Origin of the sequence: Bifidobacterium parmae (assembly GCF_002860365.1) — a bacterium.
Taxonomy (GTDB): Bacteria; Actinomycetota; Actinomycetes; order Actinomycetales; family Bifidobacteriaceae; genus Bifidobacterium; species Bifidobacterium parmae.
The window spans coordinates 1-20,343 of the sequence record NZ_NMWT01000009.1; the positions used below are offsets into that span (position 1 = coordinate 1).

A 20,343-nucleotide genomic window follows, 5' to 3' on the forward strand; every position below is an offset into this window, starting at 1 on the left:
GGGGTTTTCCATATTTGGTCGTCACCGCCATAACAGTGGCATGGAGTGCGTGGGTGCATAGGACGCCAGCGCAATGATTCCCGGGAATATGTGGCTTTTTCCGGGATTCATTGCGCTGACTGTTTGCCAGTGCAACAATTCCCGGATGAAGCGGATGATTTCCGGGAATCATTGCGCTGAGACATAGTCAGTGCAATAAATCCCGGAAGATTGGGTTTTCTTCCGGGAATTCTTGTGCCGAGCGCGGCGGAAAGCCGCGGACGAGATTCGTTCGGTTCAGAAGTTGCCGCCGTTCCAGCCCCAGTCGGAGGTGGCGGTGTAGCGGATGTACGTGCGGTCCTCGGGGATGCCGAGCTCGCTGTTGAGCGCGGCCATGATCTGCTGGGTGAGCTTCTCCCAGGCGGAGCCGGGGATGGCGCCGCGGCCGAACACGTTGACCTCCACGTAGGCGGCCGGCTGGTCGTCGGAGCCGCCGAAGTAGATCGGCATGTCGTCCTCGAACGGGCACATGAGCCAGCCTTCGGACTTGCCGGGCACAGCGGTGATCGCCTTGCCGTACGCGGCCTTCAGCGCCTCGCGCTGCTCCTTCGTGGTCTTCACGGACACATGGGTATGGATGACGGGCATGATTCCTCCTTGATGGTGGATGCTTCCGCTCCAGTCTATCGCCGCGCGGTTGTGGACCGGTACCCGCCGGCCGGCTCGACGAATGGGGAGATTGTTGGCTGACCGGCGGGGGAGCGGCCTGCCGGTCAGATGGATGGTGTTGAATGGCCCTTTGTGAGAAAACTGATCGCACAGCTTATGAAATTCGGCATCGTCGGCGTGATCGCCTTCATCATCGACTGGGGCATCCTCAACATCCTGGTCGGCGTGTTCCACATGCACAACGTGATCGCCGCCACCATCTCGTTCATCATCTCGCTGATCTTCAACTATCTGGCGAGCATGAAGTTCGTGTTCAAGCATCGTGACGACATGGCCCGCTGGATGGAGATCGTCATCTTCGTCGTGGGCGCGGTGATCGGCCTGTTCATGAACGACGCGATCATCTGGATCTCCACCTACGGCATGAACCACGACGCCTACGTCACGCAGCACGCGGAGTACCTGCTGCGCACGAACGTCGGCAAGCTGATCGCCACCGCCGTGGTGATGGTGTGGAACTTCCTCATCCGCAAGTGGCTGCTCGACGACACCCACACGAACGCGATGAACCGTCTCAAGTCCGCCGAGAACCGCTTGACCGCCGAACAGCTCGAGGAGAAGTGGCAGAACAGCTTCTCCCACAAGCTCGGCGTCTGGTCTTTGGAGCACACCCCGAAGGGCTGGCCGAAGTAAAGGGCTGGTGCCAAGAGGGGGGTGGCCCGTGAAACGCAGAGACCCGTGTGGATGGACATCCATCACACGGGTCTCTGCATTTCACGGGGTATCTGAGGGGTGTAGGCCAGAATGTGTGTCTGGTGGTAGTCGTTTGAGCTGCCTGTTGGGGCGTCCGCCGGGTGCGCAGTCGCCGACCACCCCCAGTCGGCTTCGCCGACAGCCCCCGCCAGCGGGGGCGAATGACGGTGAGGTCCAAGGCTGTGCGATGCCGTCGTCGAGATGGTCCCGCCAGCGGGGGCGGATGATACTGTCCCGTCTTTGGCGGGTCCGTGTCTTCCTCCCGCTGGCGGGAGGTCTATTACCAATATCGAAAGTGGCAAACGGCGAGGCGGGTCCGTGTCTTCCTCCCGCTGGCGGGAGGTGGCGCGTAGCGCCGGAGGGTGGTTGCCGGACGCGAGCGTCTTGCCTCACGCCGGCACTTGGCTCACGCCGGCACTTGCCTCACGCCGGCACTTGCCTCACGCTGGCACTTGCCTCACGCTGGCACTTGCCTCACGCTGGCACTTGCCTCACGCTGGCACTTGCCTCACGCCGATGCCACCTCACACGCTCACTTCGGTGAGGGTGGGCTGCTCGGTGGAGGTCTTGATCTGTTTGAGGCCTACGAGGGCGATCGCGAGCGAGCCGATCGCCAGGACGGTGACGACCATGAAGCCGCCGTGCGAGCCCATGCGGTCGATGAACTGGCCGGCGATCGCCGATCCGGCGGAGGAGCCGATCGAGTTCATCGCGCCCATCCACGCCATGCCCTCGGTGAGCCGCGACGGCGGCACGAGGTGCAGCATCAGCTGGTTGCCGTTGATCCACGTGGGCGCCTGGCATACGCCGATCAGCAGGTAGATGATCATGATGACCCACAGGTGCTTCGCGAACATGAACGACCCGATGCCGAGGTTCACCACCGCGAGGCAGAAGTAGAACCGTTTCCACAGCGGGATCGTCCAGTTCTTCGCGCCGTACACGAGCGCGCCGCACAGCGAGCTGATCGAGAAGCACGCGAACACGAATCCCGTGTACTGCTTCATGTCCGACTCGGTCGCGAACGCGATGATCGAGATGCCGGCGGCCGACTGGAACGCGCCCAGACCGAACCACGTCACGCACACGGCGATGAGTCCCGGCCCCCAGATCGACGCCTTCCGCCCCTGCTTCGCCTCTTCGATCGCGCGCAGCGTTTCACGTGAAACAACCGCCTCGTCGGTCACGCCCTCGCGGCGCAGACGACGGCGCGTCTCCTCGGCGGCGGTCTCGGCGCGCAGCGCCTCCGCCTTCGCCGCCTCGCGCGCGCGGTACTCCTTGCGCGAGATACCTTCCGCCCGCGCGAGGTCCGACTGCGACGGCGGTTCGGTCGAAAGTTCCGTGAGGAACATCAACGCGCCGACGATTACGCACACGCCGGTGAACGAGAACGCGAGCAGACCGGAGATCACGGCCAAAGTCGAGGCGAGCGGATTGCCGACCACCCACATGCATTCGTCGAGCACGCCGCACAGCGACAGCGCGCGGTCGGTGCGTTCGCGGTCGCCCTTGAGCAGGCGCGTCCAGCGCGCGCGGCTCATCGCGCCCCACGGCGGGATCGCGGCGAGGAACGGCGTCAGACAGTACAGCACCCATTCCGGCGCGCGGTTCGTGATTGACGTGGTCAGTGCGATCGCCGCGACGATCCACACGATGATCGTCGGAATCGACACCTGACGCTGGCCGAATTTGTCGGTGAGCTTGCCGAGCAGCGGCGTCGCGACGGCCAGCGCGATCGCCTGGATCGCGGTCAGCATGCCGGCGAGCGAATAGTTGCCGTAATAATGCTGCACGGAGATCGTGATCGTCATGCCGATCATCGGGAACGGCATGCACGCGACGACGCCGCCGATCGAATACCGTGCCGTGTGCGGGATGCGCAGCAGCTCCGCATACCCGCCGAACACCTTGCCGGCGACATCCTTGATTCCTGTGATGACGTTGCTGGACATACTGCACCTTCTCCTTTCCGCTCCCGATTGGATGTCCCCCGACGGCCGTGGCGTTGGCCGGCGAAGCCCTCATCGAATGATGTGTGCTTGTCCTGTTGGTCGCGCAAAGGAGTGCGTCCGCGGGCTCCCGCGCATGCACGCACGTTTGCGTCGCGGCCACTCTACGCGCGCGTGCGCCGCGACACGCGGCCGCACCGCGGTAGATTGGAATGCATATCCGGAATGCATACCGCGAACCGTCCACCGATTTCCGAAGGAGGCCGGCGATGACCGCCACCACCATCCATTTCGTCCGCCACGGCAAGGTGTACAACCCCGATCACCTGCTCTATGAGCGTCTGCCCGACTTCCACCTGTCCGACGTGGGCCGCCGCATGGCCGAGGCGACCGGCGCGTACATCGCCGCCAGCCCGCAGATGAACACCGTGTCCGCCGTCTATTCGTCGCCGCTCGACCGCACGCGCGAGACCGCCGGCGCGATCCTCGCCGCGCTGAACCCGGTGCGCGAGGCGCGCGGGCAGGAGCCGCTCACGCTCACGACCGACGAACGCGTCATCGAGGCCGGCAACGAGTTCCGAGGCAAGCGCATCGGCCACGGCGAAGGCGCCCTGTGGAGGAACGGCAACTGGAAGCTCGTCGCGAACCTGTGGAAGCCCAGCTGGGGCGAGTCGTACGCGCACATCGCCGCGCGCGTCGGCGACTTCGCGCGCGAGAAGGTCCGCCAGCATCCCGGCGAGCAGATCATCGTCGTCAGCCACGAATCGCCGATCTGGTCGTTCCGCCACCTGCTCGAAACCGGTCACGCCGAACACTGGATGTTCCTGCGCCACACCGCGCTCGCCTCGATCACCTCCATCACGTTCGACTGCGAGACCGGCCGTGTGATGTCCATCACGTATGTCGACCCCGCCGCCGGAATCCAATAGACGCACACTAGAATCGACACGTGGATGGGGGACCTGCTCCCGCCGGCGGGAGCTGTCGAGCGCCAGCGAGACTGAGGGTGGTCGCCCGCGGGTCTCCCGCACAGGACGCAAAGGAGCAACATGACCGAACTGAACACCGCAAGCATCGCGCGCGTGGCCGCCGCGCCCGCCGTGCGCGAGGCGGCGCGCGAGGCGGCGCGCCTCATCGCGCTGTGGCCGCTCACCGACGCGATGCGCATGGACAACGACGCGAAATACGGCGAGAACCTGCAGGTGCGCGTGACGCGCGCCTTCGCCCGCATCCTCACCGGCGAGGACGTGACCGTGCCCGACGCCGAATACGTGTACGAGGGCGCGGACGCGATTCCCGGACGCCCGCAGACGATCGTCGACGCGCTGCTCGCCGCCAACGACGCCTACGACGCGATCGCCGACTTCTCCGACACCGGCGACGCGACGCTCGTCGACGACGTCGCCGCCGACCTCGGCGTCACGTGGGACGACGCCGCGTCCGTGCGCGTGCACGGGACGTTGGACGCCGTCGAAGCCGCCGTGAACGACGGCACGTTCGACGCGGGGGAGTACGCGGTCGCCGACGGCGGTTCCGACGGTACCGGCGATGGCGGCGCGTCCGGCGGCGCGGCCGGTGCCGCGGACGCCGCCGGTGCCGCCGCCATGCCGGTCGACGACGACGCGTTCGAGCCGTCGCCCGCGCTCGTCGACGCGATGGCGCACCGGTTCGCGGCCGCGCTCACCGTGTGCGACGCGCTGCTCGCCGCCGTCGAGGACTCCGGTGCCGGCGACGCGGCCTCCGCTCCGGTCGCCGCCGACACGCCCGTCGACGCCGCAGCCGTGCGTGCCGTGCTGCCGCTGCTGCTCGTCGTCAACGAGCTGCGCGAACAGATCTCCGTGCCGCGCATCTGCCTGACCGACGTGCAGGTCCGCGACCTGCTCGCCGCCCGCGCCGCCGCGCTCGCCGACGCCGCGACGGAAGCGGCGGAAGGCGCGACAGCAGGCGTGGGGGACGCCGCCACGCTCGACGCGACCGCCGCGTTCGTCGCGCCGCTCGCCGCCGCCGAATGGGCGAAGCATCGCGAGGACGTGCTGTGGGACCCCGCCGCCGCCAAGAAGAAGGCGAAGGAGGAGGACGAGAAACGCAACAAGGCCGCGCTCGCCGCCAAATTCGCGCACGTCAAGAACGACAACACGGAGACCGTCGAGCTGTAGACCCGGCATGCCGGGAACGGAACCGGCCGCCACGGCGTCCTCCGTCGCGGGCGCAACGACCCGCACCGTTAATGTAAAGAAGGTTTGCATTAATGGTGCGGGTCGATTACGATGAAGGAAGCATGGCGGATGCCACGACCGGCGACGGAGCCGGTCCGCCGCGTGACATGCGGAAAGGAAGCAAGGAAGCACCATGGCGGAAATCATCATCGTCAAGACCGAAGCGGAGGCCGGCGCGATCTACGGCCGCTGCGTCGCCGACCTCATCAAGTCCAAGCCCGACGCGGTCCTCGGCCTCGCCACCGGATCGAGCCCGCTCGCCGCCTACCAGGCGCTCGCCGGCATCGTGAAGGAGGAGCACATCGACGTCTCCCAGGTGCGCGGCTTCGCGCTCGACGAGTATCTGGGCCTGCCGCTCGACCACCCGGAGTCCTACCATTCGACCATCCACCGCACCGTCGTGGAGCCCTTGGGCCTCGACCCGGCCAAGGTCCACGTGCCCGGCGACGTGCTGAACGGCGCGCCGTTGGAGGACGGCGACAAGATCGCCGCCGCCGGCCCCGCCTATGACGCGGCGATCGAGGCCGCGGGCGGCATCGACGTGCAGATCCTCGGCATCGGCACCGACGGCCACGTCGGCTTCAACGAGCCCGGCTCGTCGCTCGCCTCCGGCACGCGCGTCAAGACCCTCGCCGAGCAGACCCGCATCGACAACGCGCGCTTCTTCGACGACGACATCAACCAGGTGCCGACCCACTGCATCACGCAGGGCATCGGCACGATCCTCAAGGCGAGGCATCTCGTGCTGCTCGCGTTCGGCGCCGGCAAGGCCGAGGCCATCGAGGAGACCGTCGAAGGCGGCGTCTCCGCGTTCTGCCCGGCGAGTGCCCTCCAGCTGCACCCGCACGCCACGATCATCATCGACGAGGAGGCCGCCAGCCGCCTGCGCCACAAGGACTACTACCGCTACGCCTACGCCCACAAGCCCGCCTGGCAGGGCATCTGACGCATTCCCTTGCTCCCGCCGGCGGGAGCTGGCTCGCGTAGCGAGACTGAGGGTGGTCGGAAGAGCCGTGATACGACATCACGATGGAAGGAACGAATATGACTGACAGAAGCGAGACGGTCGCGCGGGTGACGGCGGCGCTGCACGGCGCGCCGCACCCGGTCGCGATCCGCGGCGCGCGCAAGGTGGACGCCGCGGGCGTGCGCGACGGTTGGTGGACGGTATCGGACGCTCGCGGCGTGATCGTCGCGTCCGGCGTCGCGCGCGGCGGCGACGGCGAGGAGGCGTTCGAGCACGCGTGCCGCACGGTCGGTCTCGATCCGGCGTCGCGCGAGACGGTGATCGACGCGGACGGGATGATCCTCACGCCCGGATACGTCGACATCCACGCGCATGGCGCGTGGGAGCGTTCGTTCGACGACGGCGCGGACGGCATCGACGTGGCGCGCGCCGGGCACGCCATGCACGGCACGACGCGGCAGGTGCTGTCGCTGATCACGAATCCGGTGGACGTGATGTGCCGCAACATCCGCACGGTGCGCGACGTGATGGCGTCGGGGCGGCCGGACGTGCTCGGATGCCATCTGGAGGGTCCGTTCCTCGCGTTGAAGCGCAAGGGCGCGCATGATCCGAACTGCCTGAAGGATCCGGTCGACGAGATCGTCGACGAGATGCTGGAGGCGTCCGGGTATGTGGCCGGGGCGCGCGGCGCCGGTGCCGGTGGTGTCGGTGGTGGTGCCGGCGCGTCGGCGCGGCCGGTCGGCCGGCATACGGCGGCGGGCGTCGGCGGCGCGGGACGGCTCGGCTGCATCCGTCAGGTCACGATCGCGCCGGAGCTGGAACACGGCATTTCGGCGATCCGACGGTTCGCGGCGGCGGGCGTCGTGCCCGCGGTCGGGCATTGCGACGCCGATTACGCGACCGCGAAAGCCGGGTTCGACGCGGGCGCGGGCATCATGACGCACATGTTCAACGCGATGAACGGCCTGCGTCACCGCGAGCCGGGACCGATTCCGGCGGCCGTGGAGGATCCGCGCGTCACGATCGAACTCATCAACGACGGGTTCCACGTGGACGATCCGATGGTGCGGTTGGGATTCGGGTTCGCGCCGCACCGGATCGCGTTCGTGACCGACGCGATGGCCGCCACCGGATGCCCGGACGGCGCGTACAAGCTCGGCGAACTCGACGTGAACGTGGTCGACGGGCACGCGCGGCTCGTCTCCAACGGCGCGATCGCCGGGTCGACGCTCGTATTGGAGGTGGCGGTGCAGCGCGCCGTGCTCGCCTTGGGATTCGAGCCGACCGCGGCCGTGGAGGCGGCGACGCTCACCCCGGCGCGCGCGTTCGGATTCGACCGGCCGAACCCGGTGACCGGTGCGCCGATCGGTCTGGTCGCTCCCGGGTACGCCGCCGACCTCAACCTGCTCGACCCGGCCACGTGGGCCGTGCGGCACGTGTGGTGCGCCGGCCGCGCCCTGCGCTGACCGGCGGGGCCGGTCCGGGGCCGGCGGTCAGGGGCTGATACGGTTCCGCTCCTATAAGTAACGGTTCGCTCCCTGGTCTGCCACGTGTTTCCGTGGCAGACCAGGGAGCGAACCGTTATCGTGCGGGAGTGAGCCGTGACCGGCCCGGAGTCATCGGGCGGTCACTGTCCCTGCCAGGGCTTCTGTCCTTGGCCATATGGATCGGACGGCTGGACGTTCGGCTGGACTTGGCCGCCGGTGTGCGGGAGATTGCCCAGCACGGTCGCGTCCATGTCGACATTGTCGTCGTTGTCGCCGTTGTCGGTCTGGGTGGTCGTGGCCGGTTCGGTCGTGGCCGGAACCGCGAACGGGTCGGCGGGCGCGGGCACGGCGAACGGATCGTCCTGCGCGGCCGGAGCGGCCGGAACGTCGCCGGGAACCGGCACGTCGGGCGCGGCCGGCGCCGTGCCGTCGGCGGCCGGCGCGGGCGGGACCGGCGCGTCGCCCGCCGCGTAGCCGGGCGTCGACGTGCTGTACACCGGAACGGCGTTCGGGTCGGGCGTGTAGGGATTGCCCGGAGCGGCGCCGTACGGGGCGCCCGGAGCCGGAACGCCGTACGGCGTCGCAGGCGCCGCGGCGACGGGAGCCTTGTCGAAACGGGCGCCTTCCGGCTTGCTCGACTGGGCCATGAACACGATGTAGACGATGCTCGCGGCGATCTCCAGCACGATGCCGAGGATGAACATGACGCCGCCGCCGGCCGCTGCCGCACCGTAGCCGCGGTCGCCGCCGAACAGGCTGCCGATGCCGCCGACGATGAACGACGCGCCGCCCACGGCCTGGAGGATGCCGGCCACGAACATCACGCCGTAGATGATCGCGATCCACCAGCCGGGCTTGTTCGTGTCATGCAGACGACGGACCGACAGCGACAGCGTCGGGATGATGACGGCGAGCTCGTACAGGGTGATGAGGAATCCGAGATTCACGCCGGTCGCGCGGTAGACGATCGCGGTGAACAGTCCGAGGACGAATCCGACGAGCACGTTGCACAGGATCACCCACCAGAACTCGCTGCGCGAGGCGCGGCCGGAGAACACGACGTACTTCTTCCAGAAACGGAGGAACGCCGTGCCGATCGAGCAGCCGTAGTACGGCTCGTCGATCGACGGTTCGCCGGCTGCGTACGCGTACGGGTTGGGTGCCGGCGCGGCTGGTGCGGGTGCTGCTGGCGCGGCTGGCGCGGGCACGGGCGCAGAAGCGCCGTAGGGGGTGCCCGGCGCGGGGGATGCGGGGGAGCCGGGGAACGGCACGCCCTGGGCGTCGGACGCGGGGGAGCCGAACGGCGTCGATCCCGGCGTCGGCTCCGGCTCGGCCGGCGTCGTTGCAGGCGGCAGCGGAGCCGCGTCGGCGTGCGATGCGTCGGCGTGCGATGCGTCGGCATCGACATTCACGTTTGCGGCCGGCGGTACCGGGTGGGCGCTGCCCAGCACGGTCGCGTCGGCATCGTAGTCGTCGTCGGTCGTCGGCTGGGCGGCCGCGGGCGTAGCCGTCGAGGTGACGGGTGCCTCAGGAGCGGCCGGGGCGGCGGGCGTGACGGGCGTCTCGGGAGTGACCGGTGCGGCGGGAACGTCCGGCGTCGCGGTCGTCGCGGACTGCGGCGACTGAGGATAGGTGGGGAAGGCGGGCTGACCGTACTGCGGCGGCATCGGCTGGGCCGGCTGGCCGTACTGCGCGTAGCCGGATCCCGGCTGCGCGGGTTGGCCGTACTGCGCGTATCCGGGCTGTGCGTAGCCCGGCTGCGCGGGTTGGCCGTAAGCGGGCTGTGCGGGCTGGACCGGCTGCGCGGGGGCGCCGTACGCAGGCTGGCCGTACGCGGGCTGCGCATACCCGTAGGCGGGCTGCTGCGTGGGCTGCTGCGCGGGCTGCCCGTAGGCCGGCTGCTGCCCGTACTGCGGCGGCATCGGCTGGACGTAGGCGTTGGGATTATTCGGATTGGCGTTGGTCTGGGCGCCGGAATCCCCCGGAGTCCCTTCCCCGCCGGGTTGCTGCGGCTGCGCCGGATTCGGCGGCAGCGGCGTGTGGTTCGGATCGCTCATGCTTCCCCTTTCGAATCATGATCGCCATGATCTCCCGATATGGTTCCGCTCCCATTGTACGGAGCCCGTCACGGTTCCCGCCGATTCCGCCCGGCGGCGCTTCCCCGCCGCCCGCACGCGTCCGGTGGTCTCGCGCTTCCGGCCTGTGTCCCGATCAGGCCAAGGCCTTGTCGAGCAGTTCGTTGATGGCCGCCTCGCGGGTGAGGCTATGTGTCCGGGCGTAGACGAGGATTTTCTCCTCGCGGGTGAGTCCGGACTGTGCGAGACTTTCGCTGAGCGCCTGTCTGGTGTACTCGCTCGGCGTCATCCGTTTGGTTCGGGCGGCGGTCTCCACCAGCTCCCACAGCTCGTCCGGAACGCGTATGGTATGCGCCCTCATATCGGATTTGCCGGCCGGGAACGGATCCGGTTCGCGGGTAATCGTGGCGCCGGGGAATCCGTCTTCGGCTTCCCGTGCCCAGCGTTCGATCATGTCGTCGGTGATGGGAGTGCCGTCTTCGGCGATGTACTGTGTCATGCCTTGCTCCATTCCTTGAAGAACCCCTTGGTGAGATAGTTCGCGTGGATGACCAGCGGCTCCGGGTCGGCCGTTTTCACGTACACCAGTTCGATGAGGCGCTGCTGCTGATCGAAGCCGATGGTCGCCCAACGGGGTGGTTCGGCGTTCCGGTCGCGGCTGCGGATGCGTGCCGGTCCGATTCGCGTGGCGAAGGCTGATTCGATCTGGCTGCGCTCGATGTGGTGCGTGTGCAGTGCGTGCGGATGAATCTCGATTCTCGGGGGTTGTCGCTCATTGTAGTCGGTTGTATGACGATTGTCATACAACCGATGGGTGTCGTCGTGGTCGTCGTGCGTCATCGTCATCGGCTCCTATGTCGGGTGTCCCGCATCTGCCGGGACAGGTCTCGCGGATATCCGTCGATGATAGGGCCGCCGGGGCAGGAGGTCCACGATGACGAGTGGGCGGTGGGCGGTTGTGGACAACCCGGTTGACAAGCGTGAAACGCGGGCGGACGCGGCGGACGTCGGCCGGAGGGCGACGCATCCCGCGCGTCCGGCACGCGCGGCACAATAGGGGACTATGACTGAAGCCGAACACGCGAACGAATCCGCGAAAAACCACAAGCCCGAACTGCCGAAGGACGTGCGCGTCCGATTCTGCCCGTCCCCGACCGGCACCCCGCACGTCGGCATGATCCGCACCGCCCTGTTCAACTGGGCCGAGGCGCGCGCCACCGGCGGCAAGCTCGTCTTCCGCATCGAAGACACCGACGCCCAGCGCGACAGCGAGGAAAGCTACAACCAGATCCTCGAATCCCTGCGCTGGCTGGGCATCGACTGGGACGAGGGCATCGACGTGGGCGGTCCCCACGGCCCGTACCGCCAGTCCGAGCGCACCGCCATCTACAAGGACGTCGCCGCCAAGCTGCTCGAAGCCGGCTACGCCTACGAATCCTTCTCCACGCCCGAGGAGATCGAGGCCCGCAACGTGGCCGCCGGCCGTCCGAAGGCCTTCGGCTACGACGGCTACGACCGCAACCTGACCGAGGAACAGAAGGCCGCCTTCCGCGCCGAAGGCCGCAAGCCGGCGCTGCGCATCCGCATGCCCGACGAGGACATCGCCTTCGACGACCTCATCCGCGGCACCATTGAGTTCAAGGCCGGCTCCGTGCCGGACTACGTGATCGTCCGCCCGAACGGCGACCCGCTGTACACGCTCACCAACCCGGTCGACGACGCGATGATGGACATCAACGTCGTGCTGCGCGGCGAGGACCTGCTGAGCTCCACCCCGCGCCAGATCGTGCTCTACCGCTACCTGATCGAGCTGGGCATCGCCAAGCAGACCCCGCTGTTCGGCCACATGCCGTACGTGATGGGCCAGGGCAACAAGAAGCTCTCCAAGCGCGATCCGGAATCCAACCTGTTCAACCACCGCGACGCCGGCTTCATCCGCGAGGGCCTGCTCAACTACCTCGCGCTGCTCGGCTGGTCCATCGCGCCCGACCGCGACGTGTTCTCGATGGACGAGATGATCGCCAAGTTCGACGTGCGCGACGTCAAGGCCAACCCGGCCCGCTTCGACCTCGACAAGGCCATCTCCATCAACGCCGAGCATGTGCGTATGCTCGAGCCCGAGGACTTCCTGCGTCGCTCCGTGCCGTACCTCAAGCGCGACGGCGTGGTCTCCGCGGATTCGTGGGACGCGCTGACCTCCCGCGAGCAGGAGATCCTGACCGCCGCCGCGCCGCTCGTCCAGACGCGCGTGCGCCTGCTCGGCGAGGTCGCCGGCATGGTTGGCTCCCTGCTGTCGACCGACGAGTACATCGAGCCGGACGATGGCGCCAAGAAGCAGCTCAAGGACTCCGCGCCGGCCGTGCTCGACCTGGCGATCGCCGCGTTGGAAGCCGTCTCTGAGGATGATTGGAAGACCGACACCCTGCACGAGACGCTGAACAAGGCGCTCGTGGAGGATGGCGGCTACAAGCCGCGCCTCGCCTTCGGCCCGGTGCGCGTCGCCATGTCCGGCCGCCGCGTCTCCCCGCCGCTGTTCGAGTCCATGGAGATCGTCGGCCGCGACCTGACCCTCGCGCGCCTCAAGGGCCTGCGCGCTCACCTGTGACGTGCCTGATGCGCCGGTGGTGCGGTCTATGCGGGCCTCGTAGGTGGCCCGTAGGTTCGGTGCCGGTATAAGGCCGTGAGCCACGGCTCGTGAGAATCGGAATCGCCCCGCTCTTTGTCGGAGAGCGGGGCGATTCGTCGGTCACTGGGAAAGTGGCCGGAAGTCGCCGGGCTGGATGGCGGAAAGCGGTTACAGCAGAGTTGTCAACCAAGGAATCACAATGTGACACGCCGATGTTGACGAAGTCGTGCGGCTCCCGTATATTAATCACTCGTTGTGGTTCGCCGCGGCGGGTGGAAACACCGACAAATGAATACGCCCCCATCGTCTAGCGGTCTAGGACTACGCCCTCTCACGGCGCCAACACCGGTTCAAATCCGGTTGGGGGTACGAACAGGAAGGACCCCGGCTCATCGAGTCGGGGTCCTTCGCGTATCCGCCCATTCCTGTCGGCGCTCCCGTCGGCGTCGGCCGTTGCCGGCACGTCCGTTTCGGCCGCCGCCGTTTGCCTGCCGCTCATATCGCCCGCTCCTCGCCGTACATCCACTTCGTCGCGTGTTTCTCCTCGCCGTAGGTCTCCGTCGCCGTACTGTCTCCGTCGCCGTACGTTTGCGAGGGGATTAACCATTCTTTCCGTGGCAAACGTACGCTGACGATTCCTCGCCGTACGTTTGCGAGGGGATTATCCATTCTTTCCGTGGCAAACGTACACTGACGATTCCTCACCGTACGTTTGCCACGGTGGACGTCGATAATCCCGTCGTGAACGTACGCCGGTATGCCGGTACGACGGGCAGGGTTCGTCGGCGTGGTCGAACGTCGCGTTGCGTACGTACGCGCGGGCATGTATGCGCGGGCGTGTGCGGTGGCTGTGTGACGGTATGCGCGGCGGAGCGGTGCGGAGCGATTTCGTGCGCGATATGCCGCGAATATGGGGATGCGGACGTGTGCCGGACGCCGTCTGGTGATGCTCAAAACCGTTGGAAACACTGGCGACACGCCGTAAGTTGCGCACGTACCCGCATGCGCGTATATTAATCACTCGTTGCGCGGTTCACCAAGAACCAAACAACACGGCGGAAACGTCGAAAACAGAATAAGCCCCCATCGTCTAGCGGTCTAGGACTACGCCCTCTCACGGCGCCAACACCGGTTCAAATCCGGTTGGGGGTACGACGCGGAACTCTTCGGAGTTACACGCCAGCCAAATTGGGGTGTGGTGTAATTGGCAACACAGCTGATTCTGGTTCAGCCATTCTTGGTTCGAGTCCAGGCACCCCAGCCAATGAAAACCCTCGCGCAAGCGGGGGTTTTCTTGTTTCAGCGTCCTTTACGGGCTATAGGAACCAAACGTGGTGCTTTAGACCGGTCAGAATGGTCGGGTCTTCGCGTGACGGGGGCGTTGTTCGTCGATTTTATGGGTCTTGCTGACGTCGATGATTGCATCGCATAGGGCGCGGGCGGCCTTGACCGAGTCATCGACTGCGTCGGGGATTAATGACAGGTCGCCATGTTGGGGCTATAGGAACCAGACGTGGTGTTTATGGCCGGGTCTAGGGGGTTAAGGGGCTCTTCGCATTTTGGCGTGTAGGGGTTGGGGTTAGAGGTGGGATTGGATGGCTTGTCTGAATCCACCGGTGTGGAGCCGGCTTCTGGTGATGCAGTTGTCGGGGTTGCGGAAGACGAGGGTTAAGGGTTGGAGGTCGGTTCCTATAGCCCGGGTCGAGGGCTCAGTAACAACGGATTGTTCCTCAGCGCAAACAATCCCGGCGATTATCCCTGTTGCCCGGGAATCATTGTGTTGAGGCATGGTCAGTGCGAAGAATCCCGGGGGAAGCGGCTGTTGTCCGGGAATCATTGCGTTGATGCCATCTCAGTGCGAAGAATCCCGGGGGAAGCGGCTGTTGTCCGGGAATCATTGCGTTGATGCCATCTCAGTGCGAAGAATCCCGGGGGAAGCGGCTGTTGTCCGGGAATCATTGCGTTGACGTCATCTCAGTGCAAAGAATCCCGGGCGATAAGGCGGATTCCCGGGATTTCTTGCGCCGGTCGTCCGTGATGTTCGCCCCGGCTGTCCGTGATGTTCGTGTCGGCCGTCCTCGACATCCGCACCGCGCGAACCGCGCCGCAACACATTGCGGTAGGCGCATTGCGGCCGGGCGCATTACAGTAGGAGCCATGACGGAAAACACGCGCGCGCCCGAGGGGCTGTCTTCAAGGCCGAGGATCCGACCGGCGGAGACGGGGGACACCCGTCCGCTGTCCGTGTCGGCCCGTCTGGGGCGTCTTCAGTTCCACCATTCCGGCAAGTTCCGTGTGCTGCAGGTCGCCGACATTCAGGACGGTCCGAAGGTCGCGAAGGACACGATTCGGCTCATCGAGGCGAGTCTCGACGCGGTCCGCCCCGATCTGGTCGTCTTCACCGGCAACCAGATCGCCGGTTATGATCCCGCGTTCGCCGAGACGTTCCGCAAACGCCGCTGGAGCGCCCCCGCCGACGCCGCCGCATCCGCATCCGCCGCATCCGGCACCGCAACCGCCGCGACCGACCCGGCCGACGCCGCAACCGCCGCCGCGGCGCACGAGCGCACGCGCGAGTCGGTGCGCGGCGCGATCGCCCAGTTCCTCGCGCCGCTGATCGCGCGCAGGGTGCCGTTCGCCGTCACGTACGGCAATCATGATTTCCAGTGCGGTTTGTCGAACGACGAGCTTGACGCGATCTACCGCGAGTTCCCCGGTTGCGTGAATCCGACGCCGGGCGTGGAGGCGGATGTGCTGTCGGCGCATTCGCTGCTGCCCGATCAGGTCGTCTACCCGCATGCGGCGGGCACGTTCGCGCTGCCCGTCGCCGACGAGGCGCACAAGCGCACGGTGCTCGGCATCGTCGTCCTCGATTCCGGCGATTACGCGCACGGTGGCGGGTTCGCCGCGCCGGCGGACGACGCGCTCGCGTTCCTCGCGCGCGTGCCGGCGATGATCGGCGCGCGGTCCGCCCTGTTCCAGCACATGCCGCTGCCGGAGTATTACGATCTGCTCACGCCCGTCACCGCGACCACGCCGTACGCGATGCAGGGGTATCGCGACCACGCCGCGCGGTATTACGTGCTGGATGAGGCGAAGGTGCGTCCCGGCGGATATCTGGGTGAGGGCATCAGCTGCCCGGATGCGTCGCGTGAGTTCGCGGTGTTGCGCGGCGACGATGCGGCGATTCGCGCGGTGACGGATGATGCGGATGACGCCCGCGTGATCGGTGATGCCGATGCGGATGATGCCCGCGCCGGTGTGTTCCCTTATATAGGTGTGGCGACTGGCCATGACCATCGCAACTGGTTCGTCGGTGAACTGGACGGGGTGTTGTTGGCGGCGACGCCGACCTGCGGATTCGGCTCGTATGGGCCCGCGCCGGCGAAGCGTGCGACGAGGCTCATCGAATTCGACATCCGTCATCCGCATGAGCCGCGCACGCAGTTGCTGGAGTTCGGCGAACTGGTCGGCAAGCCCAGTTCGAAGAAGGCGTACACGTACGCGTTGAACGCGAAGCCCCCGCAGGACGGCGAAGGCGACGACCTGTTGCGCAGGCCCACTCTCTGGGGTCAGATCAAGGGCCTCTTCGCGTGATTGGTGGATGTGATGACCACCCCCACCCGGCTTCGCCGGGAGCCCCCGCCAGCGGGGGCGAGGTGCGGCAGCGGCCGGAGGCCGCGGGAAACGGAATCGGTCTCCGACCGCTGCGACATTCCTGTGGCCTGCGGCCGCCGACCACCCTCAGTCGGCCTGCGGCCGACAGCCCCCGCCGGCGGGGCTGTGTAACAGTGCGTTTGCGGGGTATAGGGAGCCCCGCTGGCGGGGGCGAGGTGGCGCGTTTCCGCCGGGGATGTAGGTGAGACGGCGACAGCTCCGCCGGCGGGGGCTGTGTAATGGTGCGTTTGCGGTGTATAGGGAGCCCCGCCGGCGGGGGCGAGGTGCGGGCACATGGCGGGGCGAGATGGTATGGGTGGGGCGATATGAAGAAGCCCCCGCTGGCGGGGGCTGGCACGCGAAGCGTGACTGGGGGTGGTCCGTCGGACCGGGAATATCGGCTTAGCGGCCGGAGGAGGCCTTGATGAGGGCTTCGGTCAGGTACTTGCCGGCGGCCATGACGAGCGGCGCGTAGCGACGGCCGGGGGCGTTGCCCATACGTCCGGACGGGCCGGAGATGGAGATCGCGGCGATCACCTGGCCGGACGCGTTGCGGATCGGCGCGGAGATCGAGCACACGCCCTCCTCGCGCTCGTTGACCGACTCGGACCAGCCGCGCTTGCGGACGGCGGCCAGCTTGGTCGCGTTGAACTTCGCGTGGCGCAGGCCCTGGTGCATGCGCTCGGAGTCCTCCCAGGCGAGCAGGATCTGCGCGGCGGAGCCGGCCTCCATCGACAGCATCGCGCCGACGGGGATCGAATCGCGCAGGCCGGAGGCGCGCTCCACGGCGGCGATGCACACGCGCTGGTCGCCCTGACGGCGGTAGATCTGCGCGGATTCGCCGGTGCGGTCGAGCAGCGTCTGGAGAATCGGGCCGGCGGCGGTGAGGAGTCGGTCCTCGCCGGCGGCGGCGGCGAGCTCGGCGAAACGGGAGCCGAGCACGAAGCGGCCGTGCTGGTCACGCAGCACGAAGCGGTGGCGTTCGAGCGCGATCGCGAGTCGGTGGGCGGTCGGTCGGGCCAGACCGGTGGCGGCCACGAGCTGGCCGAGCGTGGAGGGGCCGGTTTCGAGGGCGTCGAGAATCTTCACGGTCTTGTCGAGCACGCCGACGCCGGAATGCACCTCGCCGTCGTTCTTCTCGGCGGTCTGCGCGGTGGCGGCGGTATTGGGGGCCTTGTCGTCGGTGGTGTCCTGCTCGGCGACCGGCTCTTCGGCCACAGCGGTATCTGAGTGCATGGAAGTCATGGTTTCCGTTTATACCATCTCACATAGTGAAATGCCAAATCGGGGCAGTGTACCACGTGACGAACTCCGCATGTCGGCGGATGACCGAGTAATGGAATCTGTGTGCGCTCACATTGTCCACGGGCGGTGAAACGCGCATGACAACGGCGTTGCATGACGTTCGCGCCACCGGGGGAGAGACGGCGATTTCGGCGGAATTCCGGCCGAAATCCAAGGGGAATCCACACTCCCGACGGCACATCTCATAATCCGGCCGGGATATGGTCGCCCCCATGTTGACCGCATACTCTATTACCACGAACACGGCGCAAACACAAGACCTAGCGCCGAGAAATTTAGGAGGAATCCCCATGGGAACGACACTGGCCGAGAAGGTCTGGGCCGATCATCTGGTACGGAAGGGCAGCGACGGAGCGCCCGACCTGCTGTACATCGACCTGATGCTCATGCATGAAGTCACGAGCCCCCAGGCGTTCGAGGGTCTGCGACTGGCAGGCCGCAAGCCCCGCCACGTCGATCAGCTCATCGCCACCGAGGACCACAACACGCCCACGGTGGACATCGACCGTCCGAACCCGGACAAGACGAGCGCCCTCCAGCTGAGCACGTTGGAGAAGAACTGCAAGGAGTTCGGCGTACGTCTGCACGCGCTCGGCGACGCCGACCAGGGCATCGTGCACGCGTTCGCCCCGATCCTCGGCCTCACCCAGCCGGGCATGACCATCGTGTGCGGCGACTCGCACACCTCCACGCACGGCGCGTTCGGCGCGCTCGCGTTCGGCATCGGCACCTCCGAGGTCGAACACGTGATGGCCACGCAGACCCTGTCCCTGAAGCCGTTCAAGACGATGGCGATCAACGTGAACGGCAAGCTGCCGGCGGACGCCACCGCGAAGGACATCATCCTCGCGATCATCGCGAAGATCGGCACCGGCGGCGGCCAGGGCCACGTCATCGAATACCGCGGCGAGGCGATCCGCAACCTCACGATGGACGAGCGCATGACCGTGTGCAACATGTCCATCGAGGCGGGCGCGCGCGCCGGCATGATCGCGCCGGACGAGACCACGTTCGAATACCTGAAGGGCCGTCCGCACGCGCCGGAAGGCGAGATGTGGGACAAGGCCGTCGCGTACTGGAAGACGCTGAAGACCGATGACGACGCCGTCTTCGACAAGGAGGTGGACATCGACGCGTCCCAGCTCGGACCCTACGTGACGTGGGGCACCAACCCGGGCCAGGGCCTGCCGATCACCGCGAACGTGCCGGTCCCGGCGGACATTGCCGACGCGACCAAGCGTTCCGCCGCCGAGCGCGCCATCGCGTACATGGGCCTGAAGCCGGGCATGCCGATCAAGGACATCGCCGTCGACACCGTGTTCATCGGCTCCTGCACGAACGGCCGCATCGACGACCTGCGTCAGGCCGCCGCGATCATGAAGGGCCACCACAAGGCGAAGAACATCCACCGCGTGCTCGTCGTGCCCGCCTCCTCGCGCGTGCGCCTGCAGGCGGAGAAGGAAGGACTCGACAAGGTGTTCGAGGACTTCGGCGCGGAATGGCGCAACGCCGGCTGCTCGATGTGCCTCGGCATGAACCCGGACAAGATGGTGCCGGGCGAGCGCTCGATCTCCACGTCGAACCGCAATTTCGAAGGCCGTCAGGGCAAGGGCTCGCGCACGCACCTCGCGTCGCCCGCCGTCGCCGCCGCCACCGCGATCCGCGGCACGATCTCCAGCCCCGCCGATCTGTAAACGGACCGCGCGCCGCGGACGCGCGGACGATTCCCGTGCCCGATCGTACGGACGCCCCCATTCCGCTCCCGCTGGCGGGAGCTGTCGGCCGCAAGGCCGACTGAGGGTGGTCCGTGCGGTCACGACGCCAACCACCCCCAGTCGGCTCCGCCGACAGCCCCCCCTCACAAGCGGGGCGACATCACAAAGGACTTTCATCATGGAAAAACTCACCACGTTGACCGGCGTGGGCGTGCCGCTGCGCCGCTCCAACGTCGACACCGACCAGATCATCCCCGCCGTGTTCCTGAAGCGCGTCACCAAGACCGGCTTCGACGACGCGCTCTTCTACGCGTGGCGCCGTGATCCCGAGTTCGTGCTCAACAAGCCCGAATACGCGAAGGGCCAGATCCTCGTCGCAGGCCCCGAATTCGGCATCGGCTCCTCCCGCGAGCATGCGGTGTGGGCGTTGCATGATTATGGGTTCCGCGTCGTCATCGCGCCGAGCTTCGCCGACATCTTCTACGGCAACACGGCGAAGAACGGCGTGCTCGCGGCGATCATGCCGCAGGAGAGCGTCGAACTGCTGTGGAAGCTCCTCGAAGAGGAGCCGGGCCGCCCGATGACCGTCTCGCTCGAGGACCGCACCGTGACCTGCGGCGACGTGACCCTCCCGTTCGAGGTGAACGACTACACGCGCTGGCGTCTGATGAACGGCTACGACGACATCGACCTGACGCTCCAGCATGAGGACGACATCGCCGCCTACGAGAAGATGCGCGCCGAGAAGTTCCCGTTCAAGCCGAAGACCATCCCCGCCAAGCACCTCCCCGAAGAGCCCGTAGCCTCCGCCCGCGAGCCCGAATACGATTGGGCGGGCCCGTTGGCCGATCGCGGCATCATCTGATTGACCTTGTCGCTCCCGCTGGCGGGAGCTGTCAGCCGCAGGCTGACTGAGGGTGGCCCCGCCGACGGGAGGCGTCGGCT

The 20,343-nt window shown here is 67.0% G+C and carries 15 protein-coding genes and 3 tRNA genes; 12 read left to right on the plus strand and 6 right to left on the minus strand.

Translation table 11 applies throughout. The features are described 5' to 3' along the window. Positions 1-276 precede the first annotated feature (276 nt). Positions 277-627, minus strand: coding sequence for a phenylpyruvate tautomerase MIF-related protein (locus Uis4E_RS03965; protein ID WP_055427924.1), 351 nt, complete (start codon positions 625-627; stop codon positions 277-279). Between the two features lie 177 nt (positions 628-804). Between Uis4E_RS03965 and Uis4E_RS03970 the strand changes: the two genes are divergently transcribed. Beyond that, entirely contained in the window at positions 805-1,341 is a 537-nt protein-coding gene (locus tag Uis4E_RS03970; protein ID WP_165784846.1) for a GtrA family protein, read from the plus strand. A 584-nt stretch (positions 1,342-1,925) separates the two neighbouring features. On the opposite strand, the gene Uis4E_RS03975 is transcribed toward Uis4E_RS03970, so the two are convergent. After that, positions 1,926-3,353, minus strand: coding sequence for an MFS transporter (locus Uis4E_RS03975; RefSeq protein ID WP_101621971.1), 1,428 nt, complete (start codon positions 3,351-3,353; stop codon positions 1,926-1,928). 266 nt (positions 3,354-3,619) lie between these two features. On the opposite strand from Uis4E_RS03975, the gene Uis4E_RS03980 reads away from it, so the two are divergent. From Uis4E_RS03980 to Uis4E_RS03995, 4 genes are all read left to right on the plus strand, one after another. Continuing rightward, a complete protein-coding gene (locus Uis4E_RS03980) occupies positions 3,620-4,279 on the plus strand; it encodes a histidine phosphatase family protein (protein ID WP_101621972.1) in 660 nt (219 codons plus the stop codon). A 120-nt stretch (positions 4,280-4,399) separates the two neighbouring features. Continuing rightward, positions 4,400-5,506, plus strand: coding sequence for a hypothetical protein (locus Uis4E_RS03985; RefSeq protein WP_101621973.1), 1,107 nt, complete (start codon positions 4,400-4,402; stop codon positions 5,504-5,506). A 193-nt stretch (positions 5,507-5,699) separates the two neighbouring features. Next, positions 5,700-6,512 carry a glucosamine-6-phosphate deaminase gene (nagB, locus tag Uis4E_RS03990; RefSeq protein ID WP_101621974.1) on the plus strand — a complete coding sequence of 271 codons (813 nt, stop codon included), beginning with the start codon at positions 5,700-5,702 and terminating at the stop codon, positions 6,510-6,512. A 98-nt stretch (positions 6,513-6,610) separates the two neighbouring features. Further along, on the plus strand, positions 6,611-7,999 hold the full coding sequence (locus Uis4E_RS03995) for an N-acetylglucosamine-6-phosphate deacetylase (RefSeq protein WP_207764543.1): 1,389 nt from the start codon (positions 6,611-6,613) through the stop codon (positions 7,997-7,999). A 161-nt stretch (positions 8,000-8,160) separates the two neighbouring features. Here the strand turns inward: Uis4E_RS03995 and Uis4E_RS12305 are convergent, their stop codons facing one another. From Uis4E_RS12305 to Uis4E_RS12065, 3 genes are all read right to left on the minus strand, one after another. Beyond that, positions 8,161-10,077, minus strand: coding sequence for a DUF805 domain-containing protein (locus Uis4E_RS12305; protein WP_101621975.1), 1,917 nt, complete (start codon positions 10,075-10,077; stop codon positions 8,161-8,163). Positions 10,078-10,231: 154 nt separating this feature from the next. Beyond that, positions 10,232-10,594, minus strand: coding sequence for a hypothetical protein (locus tag Uis4E_RS04005; protein WP_101621976.1), 363 nt, complete (start codon positions 10,592-10,594; stop codon positions 10,232-10,234). Further along, a complete protein-coding gene (locus tag Uis4E_RS12065; protein WP_207764544.1) occupies positions 10,591-10,935 on the minus strand; it encodes a hypothetical protein in 345 nt (114 codons plus the stop codon). The genes Uis4E_RS04005 and Uis4E_RS12065 overlap by 4 nt, the downstream gene beginning before the upstream one ends. Positions 10,936-11,158: 223 nt before the next feature. On the opposite strand from Uis4E_RS12065, the gene gltX reads away from it, so the two are divergent. The 5 genes from gltX to Uis4E_RS04035 all read left to right on the plus strand — a co-directional run bounded on the left by gltX (position 11,159) and on the right by Uis4E_RS04035 (position 16,318). After that, positions 11,159-12,700, plus strand: coding sequence for a glutamate--tRNA ligase (gene gltX, locus Uis4E_RS04015; RefSeq protein ID WP_101621977.1), 1,542 nt, complete (start codon positions 11,159-11,161; stop codon positions 12,698-12,700). A 317-nt stretch (positions 12,701-13,017) separates the two neighbouring features. Then, positions 13,018-13,090, plus strand: a tRNA-Glu gene (locus Uis4E_RS04020). 710 nt (positions 13,091-13,800) lie between these two features. Then, positions 13,801-13,873, plus strand: a tRNA-Glu gene (locus tag Uis4E_RS04025). Between the two features lie 37 nt (positions 13,874-13,910). After that, positions 13,911-13,985: transfer RNA gene (locus Uis4E_RS04030), tRNA-Gln, on the plus strand. 893 nt (positions 13,986-14,878) lie between these two features. Beyond that, complete coding sequence (locus tag Uis4E_RS04035; RefSeq protein WP_101621978.1) at positions 14,879-16,318, plus strand: metallophosphoesterase; 1,440 nt, start codon at positions 14,879-14,881, stop codon at positions 16,316-16,318. 462 nt (positions 16,319-16,780) lie between these two features. On the opposite strand, the gene Uis4E_RS04040 is transcribed toward Uis4E_RS04035, so the two are convergent. Continuing rightward, complete coding sequence (locus Uis4E_RS04040; RefSeq protein ID WP_101621979.1) at positions 16,781-17,623, minus strand: IclR family transcriptional regulator; 843 nt, start codon at positions 17,621-17,623, stop codon at positions 16,781-16,783. 350 nt (positions 17,624-17,973) lie between these two features. Between Uis4E_RS04040 and leuC the strand changes: the two genes are divergently transcribed. Beyond that, positions 17,974-19,377: a 3-isopropylmalate dehydratase large subunit gene (gene leuC / locus Uis4E_RS04045; RefSeq protein ID WP_101621980.1), complete on the plus strand. Its 1,404-nt coding sequence runs from the start codon at positions 17,974-17,976 to the stop codon at positions 19,375-19,377. A 199-nt stretch (positions 19,378-19,576) separates the two neighbouring features. Beyond that, the gene (leuD, locus tag Uis4E_RS04050) at positions 19,577-20,263 is read left to right on the plus strand and encodes a 3-isopropylmalate dehydratase small subunit (RefSeq protein WP_101621981.1); all 687 of its coding nucleotides are present in this window, start codon (positions 19,577-19,579) and stop codon (positions 20,261-20,263) included. The last annotated feature ends 80 nt before the right edge of the window (positions 20,264-20,343 follow it).

What these genes read in the sequence shown, in the direction of transcription:
- nagB (WP_101621974.1), top strand. Translation starts at nt 5,700, where the DNA reads ATGGCGGAAATCATCATCGTCAAGACCGAAGCGGAGGCCGGCGCGATC.
- Uis4E_RS04040 (WP_101621979.1), bottom strand. Translation starts at nt 17,623, where the DNA reads ATGACTTCCATGCACTCAGATACCGCTGTGGCCGAAGAGCCGGTCGCC.
- Uis4E_RS03975 (WP_101621971.1), bottom strand. Translation starts at nt 3,353, where the DNA reads ATGTCCAGCAACGTCATCACAGGAATCAAGGATGTCGCCGGCAAGGTG.
- leuD (WP_101621981.1), top strand. Translation starts at nt 19,577, where the DNA reads ATGGAAAAACTCACCACGTTGACCGGCGTGGGCGTGCCGCTGCGCCGC.
- gltX (WP_101621977.1), top strand. Translation starts at nt 11,159, where the DNA reads ATGACTGAAGCCGAACACGCGAACGAATCCGCGAAAAACCACAAGCCC.
- Uis4E_RS04005 (WP_101621976.1), bottom strand. Translation starts at nt 10,594, where the DNA reads ATGACACAGTACATCGCCGAAGACGGCACTCCCATCACCGACGACATG.
- Uis4E_RS03980 (WP_101621972.1), top strand. Translation starts at nt 3,620, where the DNA reads ATGACCGCCACCACCATCCATTTCGTCCGCCACGGCAAGGTGTACAAC.
- Uis4E_RS03965 (WP_055427924.1), bottom strand. Translation starts at nt 627, where the DNA reads ATGCCCGTCATCCATACCCATGTGTCCGTGAAGACCACGAAGGAGCAG.
- Uis4E_RS12065 (WP_207764544.1), bottom strand. Translation starts at nt 10,935, where the DNA reads ATGACGCACGACGACCACGACGACACCCATCGGTTGTATGACAATCGT.
- Uis4E_RS03995 (WP_207764543.1), top strand. Translation starts at nt 6,611, where the DNA reads ATGACTGACAGAAGCGAGACGGTCGCGCGGGTGACGGCGGCGCTGCAC.
- leuC (WP_101621980.1), top strand. Translation starts at nt 17,974, where the DNA reads ATGGGAACGACACTGGCCGAGAAGGTCTGGGCCGATCATCTGGTACGG.
- Uis4E_RS12305 (WP_101621975.1), bottom strand. Translation starts at nt 10,077, where the DNA reads ATGAGCGATCCGAACCACACGCCGCTGCCGCCGAATCCGGCGCAGCCG.
- Uis4E_RS03985 (WP_101621973.1), top strand. Translation starts at nt 4,400, where the DNA reads ATGACCGAACTGAACACCGCAAGCATCGCGCGCGTGGCCGCCGCGCCC.
- Uis4E_RS03970 (WP_165784846.1), top strand. Translation starts at nt 805, where the DNA reads ATGAAATTCGGCATCGTCGGCGTGATCGCCTTCATCATCGACTGGGGC.
- Uis4E_RS04035 (WP_101621978.1), top strand. Translation starts at nt 14,879, where the DNA reads ATGACGGAAAACACGCGCGCGCCCGAGGGGCTGTCTTCAAGGCCGAGG.